Annotated in this window: 18 protein-coding genes and 2 pseudogenes; 14 read left to right on the forward strand and 6 right to left on the reverse strand. The window is 66.4% G+C overall.

Annotation, left to right across the window (positions count from 1 at the left end; all coding sequences use genetic code 11):
- Window positions 1-97: 97 nt before the first annotated feature.
- A complete protein-coding gene (locus IEY69_RS19835) occupies window positions 98-283 on the reverse strand; it encodes a hypothetical protein (RefSeq protein ID WP_188847115.1) in 186 nt (61 codons plus the stop codon).
- A gap of 142 nt (window positions 284-425) precedes the next feature.
- On the opposite strand from IEY69_RS19835, the gene IEY69_RS19840 reads away from it, so the two are divergent.
- The 3 genes from IEY69_RS19840 to IEY69_RS19850 all read left to right on the forward strand — a co-directional run bounded on the left by IEY69_RS19840 (window position 426) and on the right by IEY69_RS19850 (window position 3,452).
- The gene (locus IEY69_RS19840) at window positions 426-1,370 is read left to right on the forward strand and encodes an alpha/beta hydrolase family protein (RefSeq protein ID WP_189074845.1); all 945 of its coding nucleotides are present in this window, start codon (window positions 426-428) and stop codon (window positions 1,368-1,370) included.
- Between the two features lie 17 nt (window positions 1,371-1,387).
- Entirely contained in the window at window positions 1,388-2,461 is a 1,074-nt protein-coding gene (locus tag IEY69_RS19845) for a LysM peptidoglycan-binding domain-containing M23 family metallopeptidase (RefSeq protein ID WP_058979596.1), read from the forward strand.
- 181 nt (window positions 2,462-2,642) lie between these two features.
- Window positions 2,643-3,452, forward strand: a complete 810-nt coding sequence (locus IEY69_RS19850) for a hypothetical protein (protein ID WP_188846330.1) — start codon at window positions 2,643-2,645, stop codon at window positions 3,450-3,452.
- 225 nt (window positions 3,453-3,677) lie between these two features.
- Here IEY69_RS19850 and IEY69_RS19855 read toward each other — a convergent pair whose 3' ends face one another.
- The 3 genes from IEY69_RS19855 to IEY69_RS19865 all read right to left on the reverse strand — a co-directional run bounded on the left by IEY69_RS19855 (window position 3,678) and on the right by IEY69_RS19865 (window position 4,671).
- A complete protein-coding gene (locus IEY69_RS19855; protein ID WP_055362854.1) occupies window positions 3,678-3,914 on the reverse strand; it encodes a glutaredoxin family protein in 237 nt (78 codons plus the stop codon).
- Between the two features lie 203 nt (window positions 3,915-4,117).
- On the reverse strand, window positions 4,118-4,462 hold the full coding sequence (locus IEY69_RS19860; RefSeq protein ID WP_370635260.1) for a metal-sensitive transcriptional regulator: 345 nt from the start codon (window positions 4,460-4,462) through the stop codon (window positions 4,118-4,120).
- On the reverse strand, window positions 4,462-4,671 hold the full coding sequence (locus tag IEY69_RS19865; protein WP_107139484.1) for a CopZ family metallochaperone: 210 nt from the start codon (window positions 4,669-4,671) through the stop codon (window positions 4,462-4,464). The genes IEY69_RS19860 and IEY69_RS19865 overlap by 1 nt, the downstream gene beginning before the upstream one ends.
- A 168-nt stretch (window positions 4,672-4,839) precedes the next feature.
- On the opposite strand from IEY69_RS19865, the gene IEY69_RS19870 reads away from it, so the two are divergent.
- The 10 genes and pseudogenes from IEY69_RS19870 to IEY69_RS19910 all read left to right on the forward strand — a co-directional run bounded on the left by IEY69_RS19870 (window position 4,840) and on the right by IEY69_RS19910 (window position 14,078).
- Window positions 4,840-7,356: a heavy metal translocating P-type ATPase gene (locus IEY69_RS19870; protein WP_188846333.1), complete on the forward strand. Its 2,517-nt coding sequence runs from the start codon at window positions 4,840-4,842 to the stop codon at window positions 7,354-7,356.
- A 16-nt stretch (window positions 7,357-7,372) separates the two neighbouring features.
- Window positions 7,373-7,804: a hypothetical protein gene (locus IEY69_RS19875; RefSeq protein ID WP_055362850.1), complete on the forward strand. Its 432-nt coding sequence runs from the start codon at window positions 7,373-7,375 to the stop codon at window positions 7,802-7,804.
- A 49-nt stretch (window positions 7,805-7,853) separates the two neighbouring features.
- Window positions 7,854-8,264 (forward strand): hypothetical protein, encoded by a 411-nt coding sequence (locus tag IEY69_RS19880; protein ID WP_055362849.1) that lies wholly within the window; start codon window positions 7,854-7,856, stop codon window positions 8,262-8,264.
- A 151-nt stretch (window positions 8,265-8,415) separates the two neighbouring features.
- A pseudogene (locus tag IEY69_RS19885) lies at window positions 8,416-8,625 on the forward strand (transposase); the annotation flags it as partial.
- Between the two features lie 56 nt (window positions 8,626-8,681).
- Window positions 8,682-8,804 (forward strand): annotated as a pseudogene (locus tag IEY69_RS22185) (IS982 family transposase); the annotation flags it as partial.
- A 249-nt stretch (window positions 8,805-9,053) separates the two neighbouring features.
- Entirely contained in the window at window positions 9,054-10,628 is a 1,575-nt protein-coding gene (gene lnt, locus IEY69_RS19890) for an apolipoprotein N-acyltransferase (protein WP_055364363.1), read from the forward strand.
- Between the two features lie 584 nt (window positions 10,629-11,212).
- Window positions 11,213-12,109: a C39 family peptidase gene (locus IEY69_RS19895; RefSeq protein ID WP_188846334.1), complete on the forward strand. Its 897-nt coding sequence runs from the start codon at window positions 11,213-11,215 to the stop codon at window positions 12,107-12,109.
- Between the two features lie 107 nt (window positions 12,110-12,216).
- On the forward strand, window positions 12,217-12,846 hold the full coding sequence (locus IEY69_RS22080) for a M23 family metallopeptidase (RefSeq protein WP_189074846.1): 630 nt from the start codon (window positions 12,217-12,219) through the stop codon (window positions 12,844-12,846).
- A 168-nt stretch (window positions 12,847-13,014) separates the two neighbouring features.
- On the forward strand, window positions 13,015-13,431 hold the full coding sequence (locus IEY69_RS19905; RefSeq protein ID WP_189074847.1) for a four-helix bundle copper-binding protein: 417 nt from the start codon (window positions 13,015-13,017) through the stop codon (window positions 13,429-13,431).
- Window positions 13,428-14,078: a DUF305 domain-containing protein gene (locus IEY69_RS19910; RefSeq protein ID WP_189059735.1), complete on the forward strand. Its 651-nt coding sequence runs from the start codon at window positions 13,428-13,430 to the stop codon at window positions 14,076-14,078. The genes IEY69_RS19905 and IEY69_RS19910 overlap by 4 nt, the downstream gene beginning before the upstream one ends.
- Before the next feature lie 208 nt (window positions 14,079-14,286).
- Here the strand turns inward: IEY69_RS19910 and IEY69_RS19915 are convergent, their stop codons facing one another.
- Both IEY69_RS19915 and IEY69_RS19920 read right to left on the reverse strand, forming a co-directional pair.
- On the reverse strand, window positions 14,287-14,796 hold the full coding sequence (locus tag IEY69_RS19915; RefSeq protein WP_058979631.1) for an RES family NAD+ phosphorylase: 510 nt from the start codon (window positions 14,794-14,796) through the stop codon (window positions 14,287-14,289).
- Window positions 14,793-15,239, reverse strand: coding sequence for an Xre family toxin-antitoxin system antitoxin (locus IEY69_RS19920; protein ID WP_058979633.1), 447 nt, complete (start codon window positions 15,237-15,239; stop codon window positions 14,793-14,795). Before IEY69_RS19920 ends, IEY69_RS19915 begins: the two co-directional genes overlap by 4 nt.
- Window positions 15,240-15,864: 625 nt before the next feature.
- Between IEY69_RS19920 and IEY69_RS19925 the strand changes: the two genes are divergently transcribed.
- The gene (locus IEY69_RS19925) at window positions 15,865-16,578 is read left to right on the forward strand and encodes a hypothetical protein (RefSeq protein WP_189074848.1); all 714 of its coding nucleotides are present in this window, start codon (window positions 15,865-15,867) and stop codon (window positions 16,576-16,578) included.
- Window positions 16,579-16,580: the final 2 nt, after the last annotated feature.

A 16,580-nucleotide genomic window follows, 5' to 3' on the forward strand; every position in this document is an offset into this window, starting at 1 on the left:
ACACACGCGAACCACCGTTCCCGCCACCCTCAGACGAAGCCATCAATCCGCAGCTCTTCTCCGCTTGCGAGAGGCGATGCAGCAGGTGGCTTGAGAATCAAGCCACCTGCTGCGCTACTCCGGCGTCACTCAGGTTAAGTTGCCAGAACCGGGCCAGCACAGCGAGCAGCAGCGCCACCCCCACCCAGAGAAACCCCTTCACCCAGCGGGGCATGCCGGCCGGGGCGGGTGAGGTTTGGGCCGCGTCGGCGGCGGTGTGGTCCGTCTCTCTCTTGTTCGTCAACGTCGATCCCCCTAACCCTACGCCGGGCATGTTCAGCTTCTGTAAAGGCCGCGCCCGTCCCGCCGCTTTACACGAGCTTTACAGGCCGCCCGTACCGTGGGCGGACGTCAACACGTCTGCCCCCTGCTGCCTGGAGGTTCCCATGCTTCACGTCCGATCTGCCCTGCTGCTGGCCCTGCTCAGCCCGCTGACTGCCGCCCAGACCACCGATCACCCCTTGTCCATTGAGCGCATGCGCGCCCGCACCTACCCCGGCAGTGCCCTGACCACCCGGCAGACCCTAAGCCCCGGCGCGAACTACACCCGGCGCGTCGTGTCCTACCAGTCCGACGGCCTGCGCATCAACGCCCTGCTCACGGTGCCCAACGGCACGCCCCCCAAAGGCGGCTGGCCGGCCATCGTGTTCAACCACGGCTACATTCCGCCAAACGAGTACCGCACGACCGAACGGTACGTCGCGTACGTGGACGCTTTCGCGCGCGCCGGTTTCGTGGTGCTCAAACCCGACTACCGGGGCCATGGGAGTTCCCAGGGCCAGCCGGCCGGCACCTCGTACTGGTCCCCCGAGTACACCACTGACGTCCTGAACGCCGCGTCCTCCCTCAAGACCCTCCCAGGCGTGAACAAGGCCCGCCTGGGCATGTGGGGCCACTCCATGGGCGGCCACATCACCCTGCGCGCCATGGTGGTGAGTCCTGACATTAAAGCCGGCGTCGTCTGGGCGGGCGTGGTGGGCCCGTACGATCTGCTGTTCAAGGCGCTGCTCCAATGGGGCCGCGGCGACCCTAACGATCCACGTGCCCGACTGCTCGCCACCCTGGGGCGCCCCGAGCGCAACCCGGCCGCCTACCGGGCCATCTCCCCGAACGCCTACCTGGCCGACCTCCGGGGCCGGCCCCTCCAGCTGCACCACGCGACCGGAGACACACACGTGCCCTACAGTCTGTCGCAGTCACTCGCGAGCAGCCTGAAGGCCGCCGGGCAACCCGTGACCTTCTACACGTACGCAGGCGACAACCACGACCTCAGCCGCAACCTGAAAGCGGCGCTGGACCGGTCCATCGCCTTTTTCAAGACGCACCTGTGATTCCCTGTGAGGCACCCATGACCCTGACGCCCCTGCACCGCGCCCTTCTGCTGAGCGCCGCCCTGCTCACCAGCGTGGCGGGCGCGTACACCGTGAAACCCGGCGACACCCTCTTCAGCCTCGCGCGCGCCTCTGGCACGACGGTCGCGGACCTCATGCGCCTCAACGACTTGAGCAGCACCACCCTGGAGGTCGGGCAAACCCTGCGCCTTCCGGGTGAAGCCGCGCCGTCCGCGTCGCCGGCGCCTGCCTCGCCCTTGCCTCTGCCCCCTGCACCGGCCCTGCCGGGGGTGAACGTCACCGCGCCGACCAGCCTGCGTATGGGCGACGCGTTCGCGCTGCGCCTCACGGGTCCGCGCGCGGCAGAGGCCCGCGTCCACTTCCCCAGTGAAGTGGGCGAGGATGTGCGCCTGCCCGCCGAGCGCCTCACGCCGGTCCCTGCAGGCAACGGCACGTTCATCGTGCTGGGCCGGGTGCTGCTGGGCAAAGCCACGCCGCTGATCTACGAGATCGAGCTGGATGGGCAGGTGCTGCGCCGCAGCCTCCCCGTGGCGGGTCTGCCCCAGCCGGTCCAGCGCCTGAACCTCCCGCCCAGTATCAGCGGCAAACTGCAGGACCCGGCGCGCGCTGCGGAGGACGCCGCGGTGGAGCGCGCGTACGCCCTGCGAACCCCGCCCGTCTGGACGAAGCCCTTCCAGGACGCCGTCCAGGTCCGCGCGCAGAGCAGCGCGTTCGGGCAGCCGCGCACCTACGTGGCGGGCGGTCCCGTGCAGTACCACTACGGCACGGATTACCGCGCCCCCGCGGGCACTGCGGTCCGCGCCGTCAATGACGGCACGGTGGTCATGGCCGGGATGTATCCCGTGCGCGGCGGCCTGGTCATCCTGGACCACGGCGCCGGCGTGACCAGTCTGTACTTTCACCAGCGCCGGGTGACGGTGAAGGTGGGGCAGAAGGTCAGCCGCGGCGACAAGATCGGCGAGGTGGGGAGCACTGGGCTGAGCACCGGCCCGCACCTGCACCTGGAACTTCGGGTGCGCGGTGAGGGCACCGACCCGGCCGGGTGGATGAACCGTCTCTGGCCGAAATAAGGGGGCGCCCGAAGGTCGGCCGGCAGGCGACCTGCCGTTTGCACCACTGCTCTGGGTCACCTCCTATGACCGCTCTGCCCGGCGGTCAAAGCCTCCTGGGCTTCTGCCAGGGGTGGCGTGAAGTCGGATACGCTGATGGCATGAGAAGGGCCAGGACCGTGTTCGGTGATGGGCGTCAACCATGAGTCGGGGCCGCAGCGCTCAGCGCGCGGCGGCTGAGGACGCGCCGGTGGCGCCCAAAGCCTCCCCCTGGAACCTCGGCAATATTCTTGGGTTACTTGCCCTGCTGGCCACCATTGCCTTTGGCATCATCCCGCTGATTGTTTCATCAGCCCAGCAACGGTTGCGGCTGGACGCCACCATTCAATCTGCGGCGCAGATCGTGGGTTCCACACTGCCTTCACAGGTCCGCGTGACCGTCGGTGGCAAGGAAGCGAGAAACGTCTACGCGACGGTGCTCAAGGTGGCCAACTCGGGCGCGCGGCCCATCACGCCTGACCTCTTTGCACCGGGCACGGTTCTCCGCTTACGCCTGGGCGACCAGTGTGAAGTGGTGGAGCAGCGCGTCGTTGGCGCACGTCCTCAGGATGTTCGCGAGCGGGCGCGGGTCACCGTGATTCCAGGCGGCGTGGCCCTCGCACCCTTGTTGCTGAATCCTGATGATACAGTGCTCATTCAAGTCCTCACGTCAAATTGCCGCCCTCAGCTTGTGCCTTCGGCGTCCATTGCCGGCATCACGCAGGTCAGCATGAGGGACGCGGCGAAAATCAAGGCCGAGTGGGCATACCGGTGGCTCATCGTGTTTGCCATCGTCATGGGCGGTATTTTCAGCCTCTTGAACATCTACGAAGCCCAGATCAAGAAAATGTCTCGTTGGCAACGGCAATTGATTGTGTTTGGCCTCCTCACTTTAATGATATCTGCCTTATTCTTTTTAATGAATATGATGCTTTCTTCCGCGTTTCAATCGTTTTCTCCAACGTATCAATGAGTAACATGTTCAACCCGTTCAGCAGGCTCCAAATCGAGTCTTCACTTCACACAAAGGGCGAGATGGCTGTCTCCCTGATTTCACTGGTGAACGGCAGATCGGTGGCGTGGCGCCAGACGTTCCGGGTGCATGCCCGAACCGGTGGAGCGGTGCACCGCTGCCCCCATGACAGGGACACCAGTGCAGGAACCCAGCATGCATCCGGCTGTTCCCCTCGCACAGGCATCAACTCAGCAGCGCTTGCAGTTTGGGCCGCTGCTGGTCGAAGGTGCCGTAGAAGAACTGTTCACCAACAACCGTGATGGGCGCGACCCGGACGCCGTACCGAGCTTTTGCCTCTTCAGCGACGGCCGGGTTCGTCAGGTCGCGTTCTTCAAACGCGACGCCGTGCCGGTCAAACCAGCGCCGCAGCGCGTGGCAGTCGGGGCAGGTGGGTGTGGCATACAGGATGACGTGCGGCATAGGCAGCCTCGCGGGAACACCGGGACGAACCCATGGGCTCGTCCCGGAGCGGGAGGGCGGAGGTGGTCAGCGGCCGTGAACAGGCAACGACGGGAAAAGGGCAAGCGGACCGCCGCGTTCCGGATGTGATCTGGGTCCGTCAGCGGCGGCTGGCCAACGGCGCGTTATTCACCCTGGCAACCTGACAGGGGGTTTGCCGTCACTCAGATGTACTTGAGCACGTCCATGAGCTCGTCCACCATGTCCTGGGCGTCGCCCCGGGTGGCGGCGGTCGCCACGTGCGCTTCGAGGTGCCCGCGCAGGACCACGCTGGCCGCGCCGTCGAGCGCGCCCTGCACGGCCTTGATCTGCCGCAGCACGTCCACGCAGTAGACATCGGGATCCTCCAGGGAGCGGCGGATGCTTTCCAGGTGACCGCGGGCGATGGCGAGACGACGCGCGGCGCGCTGGCGACTGTCTTCGGGCATGCAGAGGTGCTGGCTCGTGTGACAGGCCTCCCCCTCAGGGGGATGGGGGGCAGGCGGCCTGGCGGTCGTCGCCCTGGGCATTACTGAGGGGAAACGGCCGCGCCGTACCCTTCGTCCTGCACGGCGGTGATCAGGTGCTGCGCGTCGGCGCTGCCCTGCACAACGGCCTTGCCGGTCTTGAGGTCCACCTGGGCGTCCGTGACGCCGGGCACGCTTTTCAGGGCGCTGGCGACGCCGCTCTGGCAGTGGCCGCAGGTCATGCCGGTGATGGTCAATTCAATCTGGTTCATGGTCTTCCTCCTGGCATCAAGCTATACCCTCCCCCCTGGGGTGTCAAGAGGACTGAAGAAGGGAGAGCCGAAAACACAGGCTTTTCCTGGCGGCATCTTGCATTCCCCCTCCCCCAGGGTCTATGCTGCCCTCATAAGGAACCCCCCTGGGGGGGATTGGAGGAATCCATGACACACACCATCGAGCTCGGCATTCAAGGCATGACCTGCGCCAGTTGCGTGGGCCGCGTCGAACGCGGCCTGAAGAAGGTGGACGGCGTCCAAGACGCCACCGTGAACCTCGCCACTGAGCGCGCCACCGTGACCTACGACCCCGCCCTGACCGGCCCGGACGTCCTGCTGGCCAAGATCAAGGACGTTGGCTACGAGCCCCTCGTCAGCACCGCTGAACTCGGGATTCAGGGCATGACCTGCGCGAGCTGCGTCGGCCGGGTCGAGCGCGCCCTGAAGAAGGTGGACGGTGTTCTGAGCGCCAGCGTGAACCTCGCCACCGAACGCGCCAGCGTGACCTACCTCCCGGCCAGCGTCAGCCCCGGTCAGCTCAAGGCCGCCATCCGCGAAGCGGGCTATGAGGTCCTTGAAGCGCAAGCTGGTCTGAGCCGTGAAGATCAGGAACGCGAAGCGCGCGCCCAGGAAGTCGACCACCTGCGCCGCCAGGTGCTGTTCAGCACGGTCTTCGCGCTCCCCCTGCTGCTGATTGCCATGGTGCCCATGGTCATCCCGGCGGTGAACGACTGGCTGATGGCCACCTTCGGGCACGGCGTCATGGGCACCCTCAACTGGATCATGCTCGCCCTCGCCCTGCCCATCCAGTTCGGTCCCGGACGGCGCTTCTACCGGCTGGGCTGGAAGAGCCTGAAAAACAAATCCCCTGACATGAACGCCTTGGTGATGATCGGCACCACCGCCGCGTTCGTGTACTCGCTGGTGGCCACGGTGGCCCCCGGCATCTTCCCGGACGGCACCGCGCACGTGTACTACGAAGCCTCGGGGGTCGTGATCACCCTGATCCTGCTCGGTAAGTTCTTCGAAGCCGTCGCCAAGGGCCGCTCGAGTGAAGCCATGAAGAAACTGCTGAGCCTGCAGGCCAAAACCGCCCGCGTCGTGCGGGGCGGTCAGGAACTTGAGGTGTCCACGGACGAGGTGCTGGTCGGTGACCTGATCTCGGTTCGCCCGGGCGAGAAGATCCCGGTCGATGGGGAAGTCGTCAGCGGCAACTCCTTTGTCGATGAATCCATGATCACCGGTGAACCGGTGCCAGTCAGCAAGCAGACCGGCGCCCCCGTTGTGGGCGGCACCATCAACCAGAACGGCGCCCTGAGCTTCCGCGCCACGAAAATTGGCGCCGACACCGCCCTGGCCCAGATCATCAAGTTGGTGGAAACCGCGCAGGGCAGCAAACCCCCCATCCAGGGCCTTGCGGATAGGGTCGTCGCCGTCTTCGTGCCGGTCGTGCTGGGCATCGCAGCCCTGACCTTCCTCCTGTGGCTGATCTTCGGTGGGCAGACGGCCCTCTCCTTCGCCCTGATCACCACGGTTGCAGTCCTGATCATCGCCTGCCCCTGCGCCATGGGCCTGGCCACACCGACCAGCATCATGGTCGGCACCGGCAAAGCCGCTGAACTGGGCGTCCTCTTTAAAGGCGGCGGCGCCCTGGAAGGGCTGCAGGACGTGCAGGTCGTCGCGGTGGACAAGACCGGCACGCTGACCAAAGGCAAGCCTGAACTGACCGACCTGGTGACAACAGACGCCTTTACCCGCAACGACGTCCTGCGCCTGGTCGCCGCAGCGGAAGAGCAGAGTGAACACCCCATTGCCCGCGCCATCGTGGACGCCGCGAAAACAGAAGGCGTTGCTCTGGTGCAGCCCGAGCACTTCGAAGCGGTGCCTGGATTCGGCCTGGAAGCGCGGGTGGATGGCCACCTGGTGCAAGTGGGCGCCGACCGGTACATGACCCGCCTGGGCCTCGACACGGCCGTCTTCACGGCGCAGGCCGAACGGCTGGGCGATGAAGGCAAGAGCCCGCTGTTCGCGGCGATTGACGGTCAGCTCGCGGCCGTGATCGCGGTGGCCGATCCCATCAAGGATGGGAGTCTGGAGGCGGTGCGCGCCCTGCACGCCCAGGGCCTGAAGGTCGCCATGATCACTGGGGACAACACCCGCACCGCGCATGCGATTGCCCGGCAGCTGGGCATCGATGAAGTCCTGGCCGAAGTGCTGCCCAGCGGCAAGAGTGAGGCGGTGAAGGCCCTGCAGGCTGGGGGCCAGAAGGTCGCCTTCGTCGGAGACGGCATCAATGACGCGCCGGCACTCGCCCAGGCAGACGTGGGCCTGGCCATCGGCACGGGCACGGACGTGGCGGTGGAAACCGCCGACGTGATCCTCATGAGCGGCGACCTGCGCGGCGTGCCGAACGCCTTCGCCCTGAGCCGCGCCACGCTGCGCAACATCAAGCTCAACCTCTTCTGGGCCTTCGCCTACAACATCATCCTGATTCCGGTCGCGGCTGGCGTGCTGTACCCCGCCTTTGGCCTCCTGCTCAGTCCGGTCCTGGCGGCTGCCGCGATGGGCTTTTCCAGCGTGTTCGTGCTGACCAACGCCCTGCGCCTGCGCGGCTTCCGCCCACCCGTGAACCCCGACCCCGCCCCGGTTCGTGCCGGGACGGTGAGGGCCGCGTCCGCCTGAACGGAGGTGACGTGCCATGGCGAAACTGAAGGTCGCGGCCCTGATGCAGCATTTGCGGCGGCATGCCAAGCACGCCCAGTGCCGGCGCAGCTTCCTGGAGCGGGCCCAGATGCGCGCCGCGGTGGACGCCGAGCAGGGCCTGACGTTTCTGGGGGTCGGCAGTTCCTGCGGGAAACCCGCGTTCGCCCTGCCGTACCCGCTGACCTGGACCGAAGCAGCGCTGGACCGACTCGAGCACCTGGCCGAGCAGCACTTCTGTTACGTCGAGTATGGCCAGCTCGCGCACCTCAAACGGCGGGTGGACGACCGCGAACTGCTCGCCGTGCAGGACTGGACGCCGTTCGGGGTGGTGTACGTGCGGGCGGAGTACCCCCTCGCGGACACGTTGCTGCGCGACCTGACCGTTACCCTTCAGCCGGAGGACGCTCCGGAGAGCACCGCGCCGTGACGCCACACCGCCCGACCCTTGCCCTCCCCCTTCTTCCCTGGAGATTCGTATGCCCAAATTGACGGTTGGCCCCTGGATTGCTGCTCAGAAACTCCCCAGCCGGGACGTGGCCCGTGACCGCTTCGCCTTCCTGGACCGCACCCGCCTGCGGGACGAGACCCCCACCGTGGCTGGCCTGCCGCTGGTTGGCATGGGCGGCTCATGCGGCAAGCCCTGCTTCGCCCTGCCGTTCGTGTTGACCTGGACGGACGAGAACACCCGCGCGTTAGAAGAAGTCGGACGCACGTACGGCTGTTACGTCGAGTACGGCCTGTACCCGCACCTGAAGCTGCGCGAGAATGATCAGGAGGTGGCGGCCGTGCAGGACTGGACCACGTTTGGCATGGTGTACCTGCGCCCGGGGTACGAGAAGGCCGAGGAACTGCTGACGGATCTTGTGCGCGCCCTGAGCCCCGCGTAAGCGAGGGGCCGGACGCCGACAGCACACCGTGTGCTGTCGGCGTCTGTTTATGGGACCGCACCCCGGGAGGGCCAGAAATTCCGCGCCGCGTTGTGGGACGACACGTCCCGCCGAGGCTGATTCGCCATAAACCATCTCTGGAACAGTAAAACGCCTGTCTTTGGTGTTTTTGCCACCGTACGCCCCGGAGTTGAACCCAATCGAGCTGGTGTGGGCGTATGTGAAGCGGAATGTGCTGGGCAACTGCTGTGCCCGCTCGGTCTCCTTCCTGAAGGCGAAGCTCGTGACAGCCTGGCAGCGGATCCGGTACATTCAACGCCCTCGTCACCTGACGGATGCCAATGTCCAGCGGGAGCAATAAATTACCGCGAATAGGGGTTGACAAGGGCGGCTAGAAAGGCGCTAGGGAGAGGGCTCATGAGCCCTCTCGATCTCACTTTCCTCCCGCTTTCAGCCGCAGTAACGCGCCTCACCCAATGGATCGCTCCGCACATCCCAGCGAAATTGCTGCACCCACACGAGAAAATGTCCGACGCTGACAATGAGCGGGCGAGCTAGGCCGAGCCCAGCACCGTCAGAATCAGCAGGACTGTCCCCAGCCAAGGACCCGCCCGTCTGCGGCGGGGACGTGGCGAGGTTACGTGGACCCCAGCTGGGTGGACGGCAGGGAAGCGGGCGGGCAAGGGCGGGTGGACATGTCAGGTTCCTCCACCGCGAGCTTAGGTGGGACGTGTTGGCGTCGTGTAAAGCTTTACCGCATCTGAACACGACTCCCGTAGGGTGCGGCGCGTGAACGACCGTGTTGCCTTGTGGAGTTCCCGACTCAACCCTCCCCCTTGGCTGGGGGACGCCTTGGGCGGCGTGATGCTGGGCCTGATGTTCCTGCCGTCACCGTTGGCCGTGCTCGCTCCACTCCCGCTGGCGATGCTGCACCACCGTCTGGCCCACAGCACGGCCGGGTGGGGCGCTTTCCGGCATGCGTTCGCGTTCGCCTTGGCCTTTTTCGGTGTGCACCTCGCCTGGCTGCCCATCAGCATGGCGGCCGTGCTGGGGCCCCTGGGTGGGCTCCTCACCGTGCTCGTCCTGCCCGCTGCGGCGCTGACTTGGGCAGTGCCCCTGACCCTTACCCGGGTGGCCTTCGGCCCCCGCACCCTGCTCGCTCTGCCCCTTGCCTGGGTCCTGCTCGAGGCGCTGCGCACCCAAGGTCCCCTGGCCTTCCCGTGGGGCGCGCCCGGGTACGCCCTGATCCAGACCCCACTGGCCCAGCTCGCCAGCATCGGTGGGGCCGCGCTTCTCACGCTGCTGGTGACCGGAACCGCCAGCGTCCTGGCCGGTCTGGGGGGCAGCCGTCCTCCTGTTCTCCTGATGGGGCTGGCGGTCTGGGGCGCTGGCCTCGTGTGGGGCCGGGAAGTCACGCCCCCCATCACGCCCGCTCCCCGGACCGCTGTGCTCGTGCAGGGGGCGATCGATCCGCGCCTCAAGGCCCAGGGGCGCACCCTCAATGAGTTCCAGATTTACCTTGATCTGACGCGGCGCGCTCTGCGTTCAGGGGAAGCGGACCTGGCCGTGTGGCCGGAGACGGCGAGTCCGCTGCCCGCCTCCGATCCGGGGGTGCTGCCCGCCCTCCGGGGCCTGGGCGTTCCCCTGCTGCTCGGTGCCCCGGGCGATGTGCCCGGCCAGGCGCGCAACAGCGCCTACGGTGTGGACGGCGAGGTCACGGGGCGGCAGGACAAACGCGTCCTGGTGCCATTCGGGGAGCGTTTGCCTTTCTCAGGTGTGCTGGGGGGGCTCTATACCCCTGTCTTGAGGAGCCTGGGGATGGCCGGGTACACCAGCCTGACCCCTGGAAGGCTGCTGAACGTGCTGCCCGTGCGGGACCTGCGCGCGGGGGTGAGCATTTGCTACGAGTCCGTGTTTGGGCAGCTCAGTCGGCAGGCCGTGCGGGCCGGAGCCAACCTGCTCGTTGTGCTCTCCAACGACGCGTGGTTTGGGCAGGGGGCAGGGGCCGAACAGCATTTTCAGATGGGCCGCCTGCGCGCCATCGAAACCCGGCGGTTTCTGCTGCGCGCCGGGAACGACGGGGTCAGCGCAGTCATTGACCCCTGGGGCCAGGTCCGGTTTCGCGCGCCCCGGGGCGCGCGGGGCGCCTACCGGGTCACCTTTGATCTCTCGACAATTCGCACGCCCTTCGTGCTGTACGGCAACTGGGTCGTATGGGCAAGCGCACTGGCACTGCTGATGGCCGGTGCCAGGCTGATCCGCAATCCGGGGATTTCGCTCCGCCCGATCTCCAGTCAAGCCCTCGATACGAGAGCTGACCACGGGGAGCGTTGTCAGTCCACGGGTCCGCTGTATGGCCGATGAACCGGGTTGTCCATGATCAGCAGCCGGCGGCGGAAGCGGCGCGTCCAGGACGTCTTCAAAGTGCGCTTTCATCCTGTGGCCACCGCCTGAGGAATGCTTGATCAGCACAGGTGACCGGTGCACCACCGCCATCTTCGTCGGGTTTCCGGATCATGTGGCAGTCTGGGTTCCCCTAGAGATTCAAAGGATGGTGTCGAGCTGGACACCTTGCCCAGCCATGTAGCGGGTGACGCCCTCTTGGTCAATCTCGCGGAAAATTTGTGTGTCGGCCGAAGCGCACTGTACAGCTCAGTTTGACCTGGTCGTGGTGGAAAACGTTGAAATCCTGGGCCCTGAAGGGGTGCCGGGTGGAGCTCTGATTCGAGATGGTGGGGCGCGCCTTCCGGAACCGGATGACCGCTTCCTGTGGCTTTGGGGTGTCGGAAACGTCATCGCCTGGTGAAAGACCCTGCCATCCGTCATGAACGGATGAACGCTTGGTGGGAGCGCCTGCGCCCAGGTCATCCCTTCGAGCATGAATGCTCACCCAACACGTCAAGCCATGAGTCGAATGCATCCTTCAGGCGCCCAGGCCACACTGCAGCATGACGCGTCGCTGGTGGCTGATCCTGGGGGCGGGGTGGAGCTGGGGCGTGGCCAGCGCCCAGCCCGCGAGCGTGACCTTGAAGAACATCCGGCATGACTTTCAGGCGTTGAACAACTGCGCGCCGGTCACGGCCATGACCCTGCTGGGGTATTACGGCGCCTCGGTGACCCAGGCGCAGGCGGCCGCCGTGATGAAGGATTACCCGGGTGATCCGCAGGTTACGAGTCTTGAGCTGGCCAGCTATCTGGGCCGCGCGGGGCTGCAGAGCGTCATCCGCTACGCCGGGGACGCCGAACTGCTGCGGTCACTGGTGGCGGCGGGGTTTCCGGTGGTGCTCCAGCAGCGGCTGCAGCGGGGCAGCAACGTGGCGCATTTCCGCACGGTGTACGGGTACAGCGCGGGCCAGTTTCTGATCAGTGATCCGCTGCTCGGGCCGTCTCTGCGGCTCAGTGCCCAGCGGCTCGCCGAGCTCTGGGCGTACTACAACGGGGAGTACCTGGTGGCGTTTCCCCCCGCCAGGGCTGGGGAGGTGCAGCGCCTTCTGGGCAGCGATTACAGCGCCGCCGCGAACTGGCAGCACCTCCGGGCACATGGGGAGCAGGATATCAAAGCGCGCCCGCGTGATCCCTACGCCTGGTGGGGGCTGGCCAAGGCCACCCTGCGCCTGGGCAACGCCGCGCTGGCATCGGACTACTTCGAGCGGGCCGTGAACCTGGGGGTGCCCACCATGTACTACCTGTACCGCCAGGAAGCGTTCGAGGCCTGGACGCAGGCGGGACGGCACAGCCGGACCCTGAGCGTCACGCAGCGGGCCCTGCAGGCGTTTCCGCGCAGCAAGGAACTGCAGTATTTCCGCACCCTGGCCGGCAGAGCGGTGGGCCAGTCGGGCGGCTGAGGACCGCAGCAAGGGGCTTGGCCGCCTGTGTCCGCCCGGGCCTTAATGGTCCGCGCGGTCATCAAATCTTTACAGAAACTTTATAAACCGCCGGTACGGTGGCCCGGATGTGGCGTTCTTTGCTCCTCACCCTGGGCCTCGCCGCCCTGAGTCTCTCCACCGCTGCGACCGTGACGGTCAAGCCCGACGACACGCTGTACGGCATTGCCCGGCGGCAGGGGGTGAGTCTGGAGGCGCTGCTGGCGAAGAATAAGGGCCTGAATCCGCAACTGGCCCTGAAGGTGGGGCAGGTGCTGCAGCTGCCAGATCGGCCCTCGGCCACCCGCGCGGCGACCGTGACCGCCACAGGTGGGGCCACCGTGCGGCCTGCGGGCATCCGCGTGACCGCGGTGCTGCCCGTGCAGGGCCGGCTGACCAGCCCGTATTCGCCCGCGCACCTGGGCCTGGACCTGGCGGCGCCCACAGGGACTCCATTCGTGGCGGCCCGTGGAGGGCGCGTGACCGAGTCCCGGTTTGACGCGCGGACCGGCTGGGGCTGGACGATCGTGCTGGACCACGGGGACGGCATGACAACGCGCTACAGCCACAACAGCGCCAACCTCGCGCAGGTGGGTCAGACCGTGGAGACCGGGCAGGTGATCGGCCGGGTGGGCAGCACCGGCAACAGCACGGGGCCACACCTGGACTTCCGCGTGATGGTGAACGGCAAGGTCATCAACCCCATGGGCCTGTACTGAGCGGCGCCAGGGGAGAAGGTCATGCGCCTTTCCCCTTCAGGGTTTCTTAAGGCGCGCTCAGCTTTACAGAAACTGAACACGCGCGGTCCAGGGTGAACGTGTTCCCTCCCCCGGGAGGGCCGCGGGACCACCGTGGTCCCGCGTCATTTCACGCCCTGGAGGCCCCCGATGGACACCCTCACCCGCATGCTCAACACCCACCCCAAGGCCAGTTCCATGGACGCCGCCCTGCTCGCCACCTGCCTGCAAGCATGCCTGGAGTGCGAGGCGGTGTGCTCGCTGTGTGCCGACGCGTGCCTGAGTGAACACGAACACCTGCACCACCTCACGCACTGCATCGCGCTCAACACACAGTGCGCCGCTGTCTGTCAGGCCACCGCCAAAGTGCTCACTTCGCTGGGTCAGGGCGACGCACAGGTGTTGCAGGCGCAGCTGGAGGCCTGCCTGCGCGCGTGTCAGGCGTGCGCCGAGGAATGCGAGCGGCACGCGCAGGAGATGAACATGGCGCACTGCGCCGTGTGCGCTGAGAGCTGCCGCCGCTGTGAGCAGGCCTGTCAGGCGCTCCTGGGGAGCGTGAACGCATGAAGCGCATGCTGCTGACCGCTGCCCTGCTGACCTTGAGCTCCGTCCAGGCCGGTGGAATGGACATGGCCATGCCCGGCATGACCCACATGACGATGCCCATGACGCCGTCGGCGTCTGTGCCGGGGCTGTCCCAGATGGGGCTGCAGATGCAGCTGGACATGCGCATGATGATGATGCCGATGATCAGTGACCTCGCCCGGTTGAGTGGGCGGTCCTTCGAGCGGGCGTTCATGTCCATGATGATTCCGCACCACCAGAGCGCCATCGACAGCAGCCGCGCCGTTCTGGAGCGCGCCAAGGATGAACAGGTGCGCGCGTGGGCGACCCAGATCATTGCGGACCAGACGCGCGAGATTGCTGAGATGCAGGCCCAGCTGCGCGCGTACGGCGGGCCGAATCAGGCAGTGATGGCGCGCATGATGCAGATGAACCGCATGATGGACATGCCCGCCATGATCCGCGCGTCAAGCATGCCGGAACGTACGTTCCTGGAAGGCATGCTTCCGCACCACGCGGCCGCCAACGAGAAATCGAACCTGGCCCTGCAGCGGACGCAGGACCCCTTCGTGTTAGAGCTCGCGAAGAAGATCATCACCGCCCAGGCAGGCGAAATGCACGACTTCCAGGGGTGGCTCAGAGCGCATTGAGGCGCCACCAAAAGGTGACCGGCTGATCGTTCATGCTGGTCGCCTTGCGCATGTTTGTGTGGCGGAACGTGGCGTGTGAAGCCTTCGCTTCAGCGTGCAAAACACCCGACCAGGACGTGGCGAAGTCAAGCGCAGCAGGCGGTGGACCCCTCTCGGGTCTGGCGCCTGCTGCGCTTGATTTCAAAGTGGTGGAGCGGAGATTGGACGGTTACAGCCGGGGATCGAAGGTGAGGGGTACAGCGCCCAGGAGGCGCACCAAGGCGGCCGTCTGGGGGTGGCGGGTGTTGATCAGGTAATTGGCCTGGCCAGGCACGAAAACCGAGAGAGGCAGCACTGCGGACGGAATCCGCAGGACCGGTGAAGCCTGAAGGTCATACCACTCGTCCCCGATTACCTGCGTGGCCGGGGTTTCCGGTTGGGCATTCCAGGTGGCGGGTAGATCGCCGGGCGCGAGGTCCAGAATGCCGGCTGGGTCCACCTCCAGGGTGACGTGCCCGTGCGCCACGGTGTGCAGCACCTGGCTGTCCACGTGCACGATGACTTCCAGTGTGGCCTGGGCGAGGGTGTCACTGGTGTAGATGATGCGCCGGTCGTGCTGCAGCGCGGGGTCGGGGCTGTTCCAGCGGCCGCCGTATTGCGCGGCGCCCAGACCATGCGCGTCGAGGGTCGGGAGGGTGGCGTACTTGAGTTTGCTGATGCGGTGGAGGGTCAGGCTCACGTGTAGACTCCGTGCTCAAGTCTGCTCAGCACGGTCGTCACGTACTCGGCACCTCCAGGCAGGAGGGCGAACTGAAGGGGGGTCCGGTGGCCGAACGTGGGTCGGGCGGTCTGCAGCCAGGCGTGGGCCGCCGGCGCGTTCTCGAAGTACGCTTCGGCCGCTTCGGTCACGCGCGCCAGTTGGTACAGGTGCGTGCTCACGTCAGGGCTCAGCGCGCGTCCATTGCGGCGGTAGCTGTGGTACGTGCTGTCACTGAGCCCGATCAGGGCCAGTGTTTCACCGATGGACAGGCCGATGTGCTGCGCGAGGCGCTGCAGGGTGGTGGGCTTGAAGCCCGCGTGAACCGCGTCGCCCAGGTCGAGCAGGGTGGTCGCCTTCAGCCCGAGCAGCGACGTGCCGGGCAGGGCAGGAACGGTGCGGGTGGGGGAAAACGTCTGCGTCATGTCTCACAGCCTTCTGGGCGAGTCCGGCGGGCGCTCACCCCTGGTGTGCGCACCGGTCTGCTGGGTCACGTCCATCCCTGATGGGCCGTGACTTGCCGGAAAGCAGCCCACGCAGCGGTGCCCTGCACTGCTTCGTGGGGACCACGCCGCCTGGTCGGCGCGGTGGGCGGGCGATCTGCGCCCATGTCCCCTGGACATGAGCGCCTTGACCCCTGGTCAAGTGATCGGCGGCGCTGGCGGCTGGGTCCAGGGCCCAGGCCGGTAGGGAGGCACTCCCAACGGCTCTACTTTAGCAGTTTTAAACTCCAGAAATGAAGTGAAGCTCGCAGGTGACAGGACGAAGAGTCAGCACTCCAGCCCAGAAGCGTGGCCCAGGGAGGAACAGGGGTCAGTCTCTTTGCATAACGGGCGAGCAGGTAGCCTTAAGCCCGTCGTGAACCAGGAACTGGCGTGTTCCTGGCAGCAATGTTCAGGCACACCCTCTTCCTGTTTGCCCCACTCTTCAACGTCTTGGGAGACAGGCGAATCTGCTCCTGAGCACCCGTTCACGCAGCTGAGGACCGGGTCGGCGAACTTCATTAAACCTTTACAAGAGCTTTACATTCCGCCGCTAAGGTCCTTTTTTGTGAGCCTCCCCCAACCGACGTCCCGCAGTGAGACTCCCGTCCGCCGTCAGCTGCTGCTGCCGTTTTTTGCGTACTTCCTCCTGCTGGCCTCCACGAGTTTCATCGCCGGCGGCATCGTGCACCTCGGATTGGGGGAGAACACCGCGTACTACCTGGCGCTCGCGGTGCTGGGCGTCGTGTGTTTCACGGTGGGCAACTACCTGCAGGAGTTCGTCCTGCGCAAGAAGACCCGCCCCACCAACCTGGGGGCTTTCCTGCTCGTCTCGTTTGTTCTCTCCGTGGGCATGGGCATGATGACCGGCGGCGTGCAGCACTACCTGGATAACCCGGCTTATTCCTCCGTGCTGATTCCGGTGGGTCTGATCCTGGCGGTGCTGGCCTTCCTGAGCCGTGAAGGCGTGAAGCTTGGCCCCAAGCTGCCGGCCCTGATGGGCGGCACGGTGGCGGTCGCCGCCCTTCTGTTTGGCGGCCTGTCCACCATCGGCCGGGCCATCACCGTGCCCGGCACGGCTGGGCATGCCCACGGCTCCGCCACGTCTGAGCCCACGCCCGTGGCTGGGCACAGCGCGCCCGCTGAATCTGTCGTCTCTGCGGCCCAGGTCACGGAGACGGCTGTGCCTGCCGCCCAGACCCCCGAGGCGGCCCCCGCCCACGCCGAGCCTCACACGGACGCCCACCCGGAAGGCGGCGAGGACGGCCACGACGACCACTGAGG

Origin of the sequence: Deinococcus sedimenti (assembly GCF_014648135.1) — a bacterium.
Lineage (GTDB): Bacteria > Deinococcota > Deinococci > Deinococcales > Deinococcaceae > Deinococcus > Deinococcus sedimenti.

Coding starts and splice junctions, on each gene's coding strand:
- IEY69_RS19880 (WP_055362849.1), top strand. CDS start 7,854: ATGCCCAAATTGACGGTTGGCCCCTGGATTGCTGCTCAGAAACTCCCC.
- IEY69_RS19870 (WP_188846333.1), top strand. CDS start 4,840: ATGACACACACCATCGAGCTCGGCATTCAAGGCATGACCTGCGCCAGT.
- IEY69_RS19840 (WP_189074845.1), top strand. CDS start 426: ATGCTTCACGTCCGATCTGCCCTGCTGCTGGCCCTGCTCAGCCCGCTG.
- IEY69_RS19860 (WP_370635260.1), bottom strand. CDS start 4,462: ATGCCCAGGGCGACGACCGCCAGGCCGCCTGCCCCCCATCCCCCTGAG.
- IEY69_RS19855 (WP_055362854.1), bottom strand. CDS start 3,914: ATGCCGCACGTCATCCTGTATGCCACACCCACCTGCCCCGACTGCCAC.
- IEY69_RS19875 (WP_055362850.1), top strand. CDS start 7,373: ATGGCGAAACTGAAGGTCGCGGCCCTGATGCAGCATTTGCGGCGGCAT.
- IEY69_RS19845 (WP_058979596.1), top strand. CDS start 1,388: ATGACCCTGACGCCCCTGCACCGCGCCCTTCTGCTGAGCGCCGCCCTG.
- IEY69_RS19865 (WP_107139484.1), bottom strand. CDS start 4,671: ATGAACCAGATTGAATTGACCATCACCGGCATGACCTGCGGCCACTGC.
- IEY69_RS19910 (WP_189059735.1), top strand. CDS start 13,428: ATGAAGCGCATGCTGCTGACCGCTGCCCTGCTGACCTTGAGCTCCGTC.
- IEY69_RS22080 (WP_189074846.1), top strand. CDS start 12,217: ATGTGGCGTTCTTTGCTCCTCACCCTGGGCCTCGCCGCCCTGAGTCTC.
- IEY69_RS19920 (WP_058979633.1), bottom strand. CDS start 15,239: ATGACGCAGACGTTTTCCCCCACCCGCACCGTTCCTGCCCTGCCCGGC.
- IEY69_RS19850 (WP_188846330.1), top strand. CDS start 2,643: ATGAGTCGGGGCCGCAGCGCTCAGCGCGCGGCGGCTGAGGACGCGCCG.
- IEY69_RS19895 (WP_188846334.1), top strand. CDS start 11,213: ATGACGCGTCGCTGGTGGCTGATCCTGGGGGCGGGGTGGAGCTGGGGC.
- IEY69_RS19905 (WP_189074847.1), top strand. CDS start 13,015: ATGGACACCCTCACCCGCATGCTCAACACCCACCCCAAGGCCAGTTCC.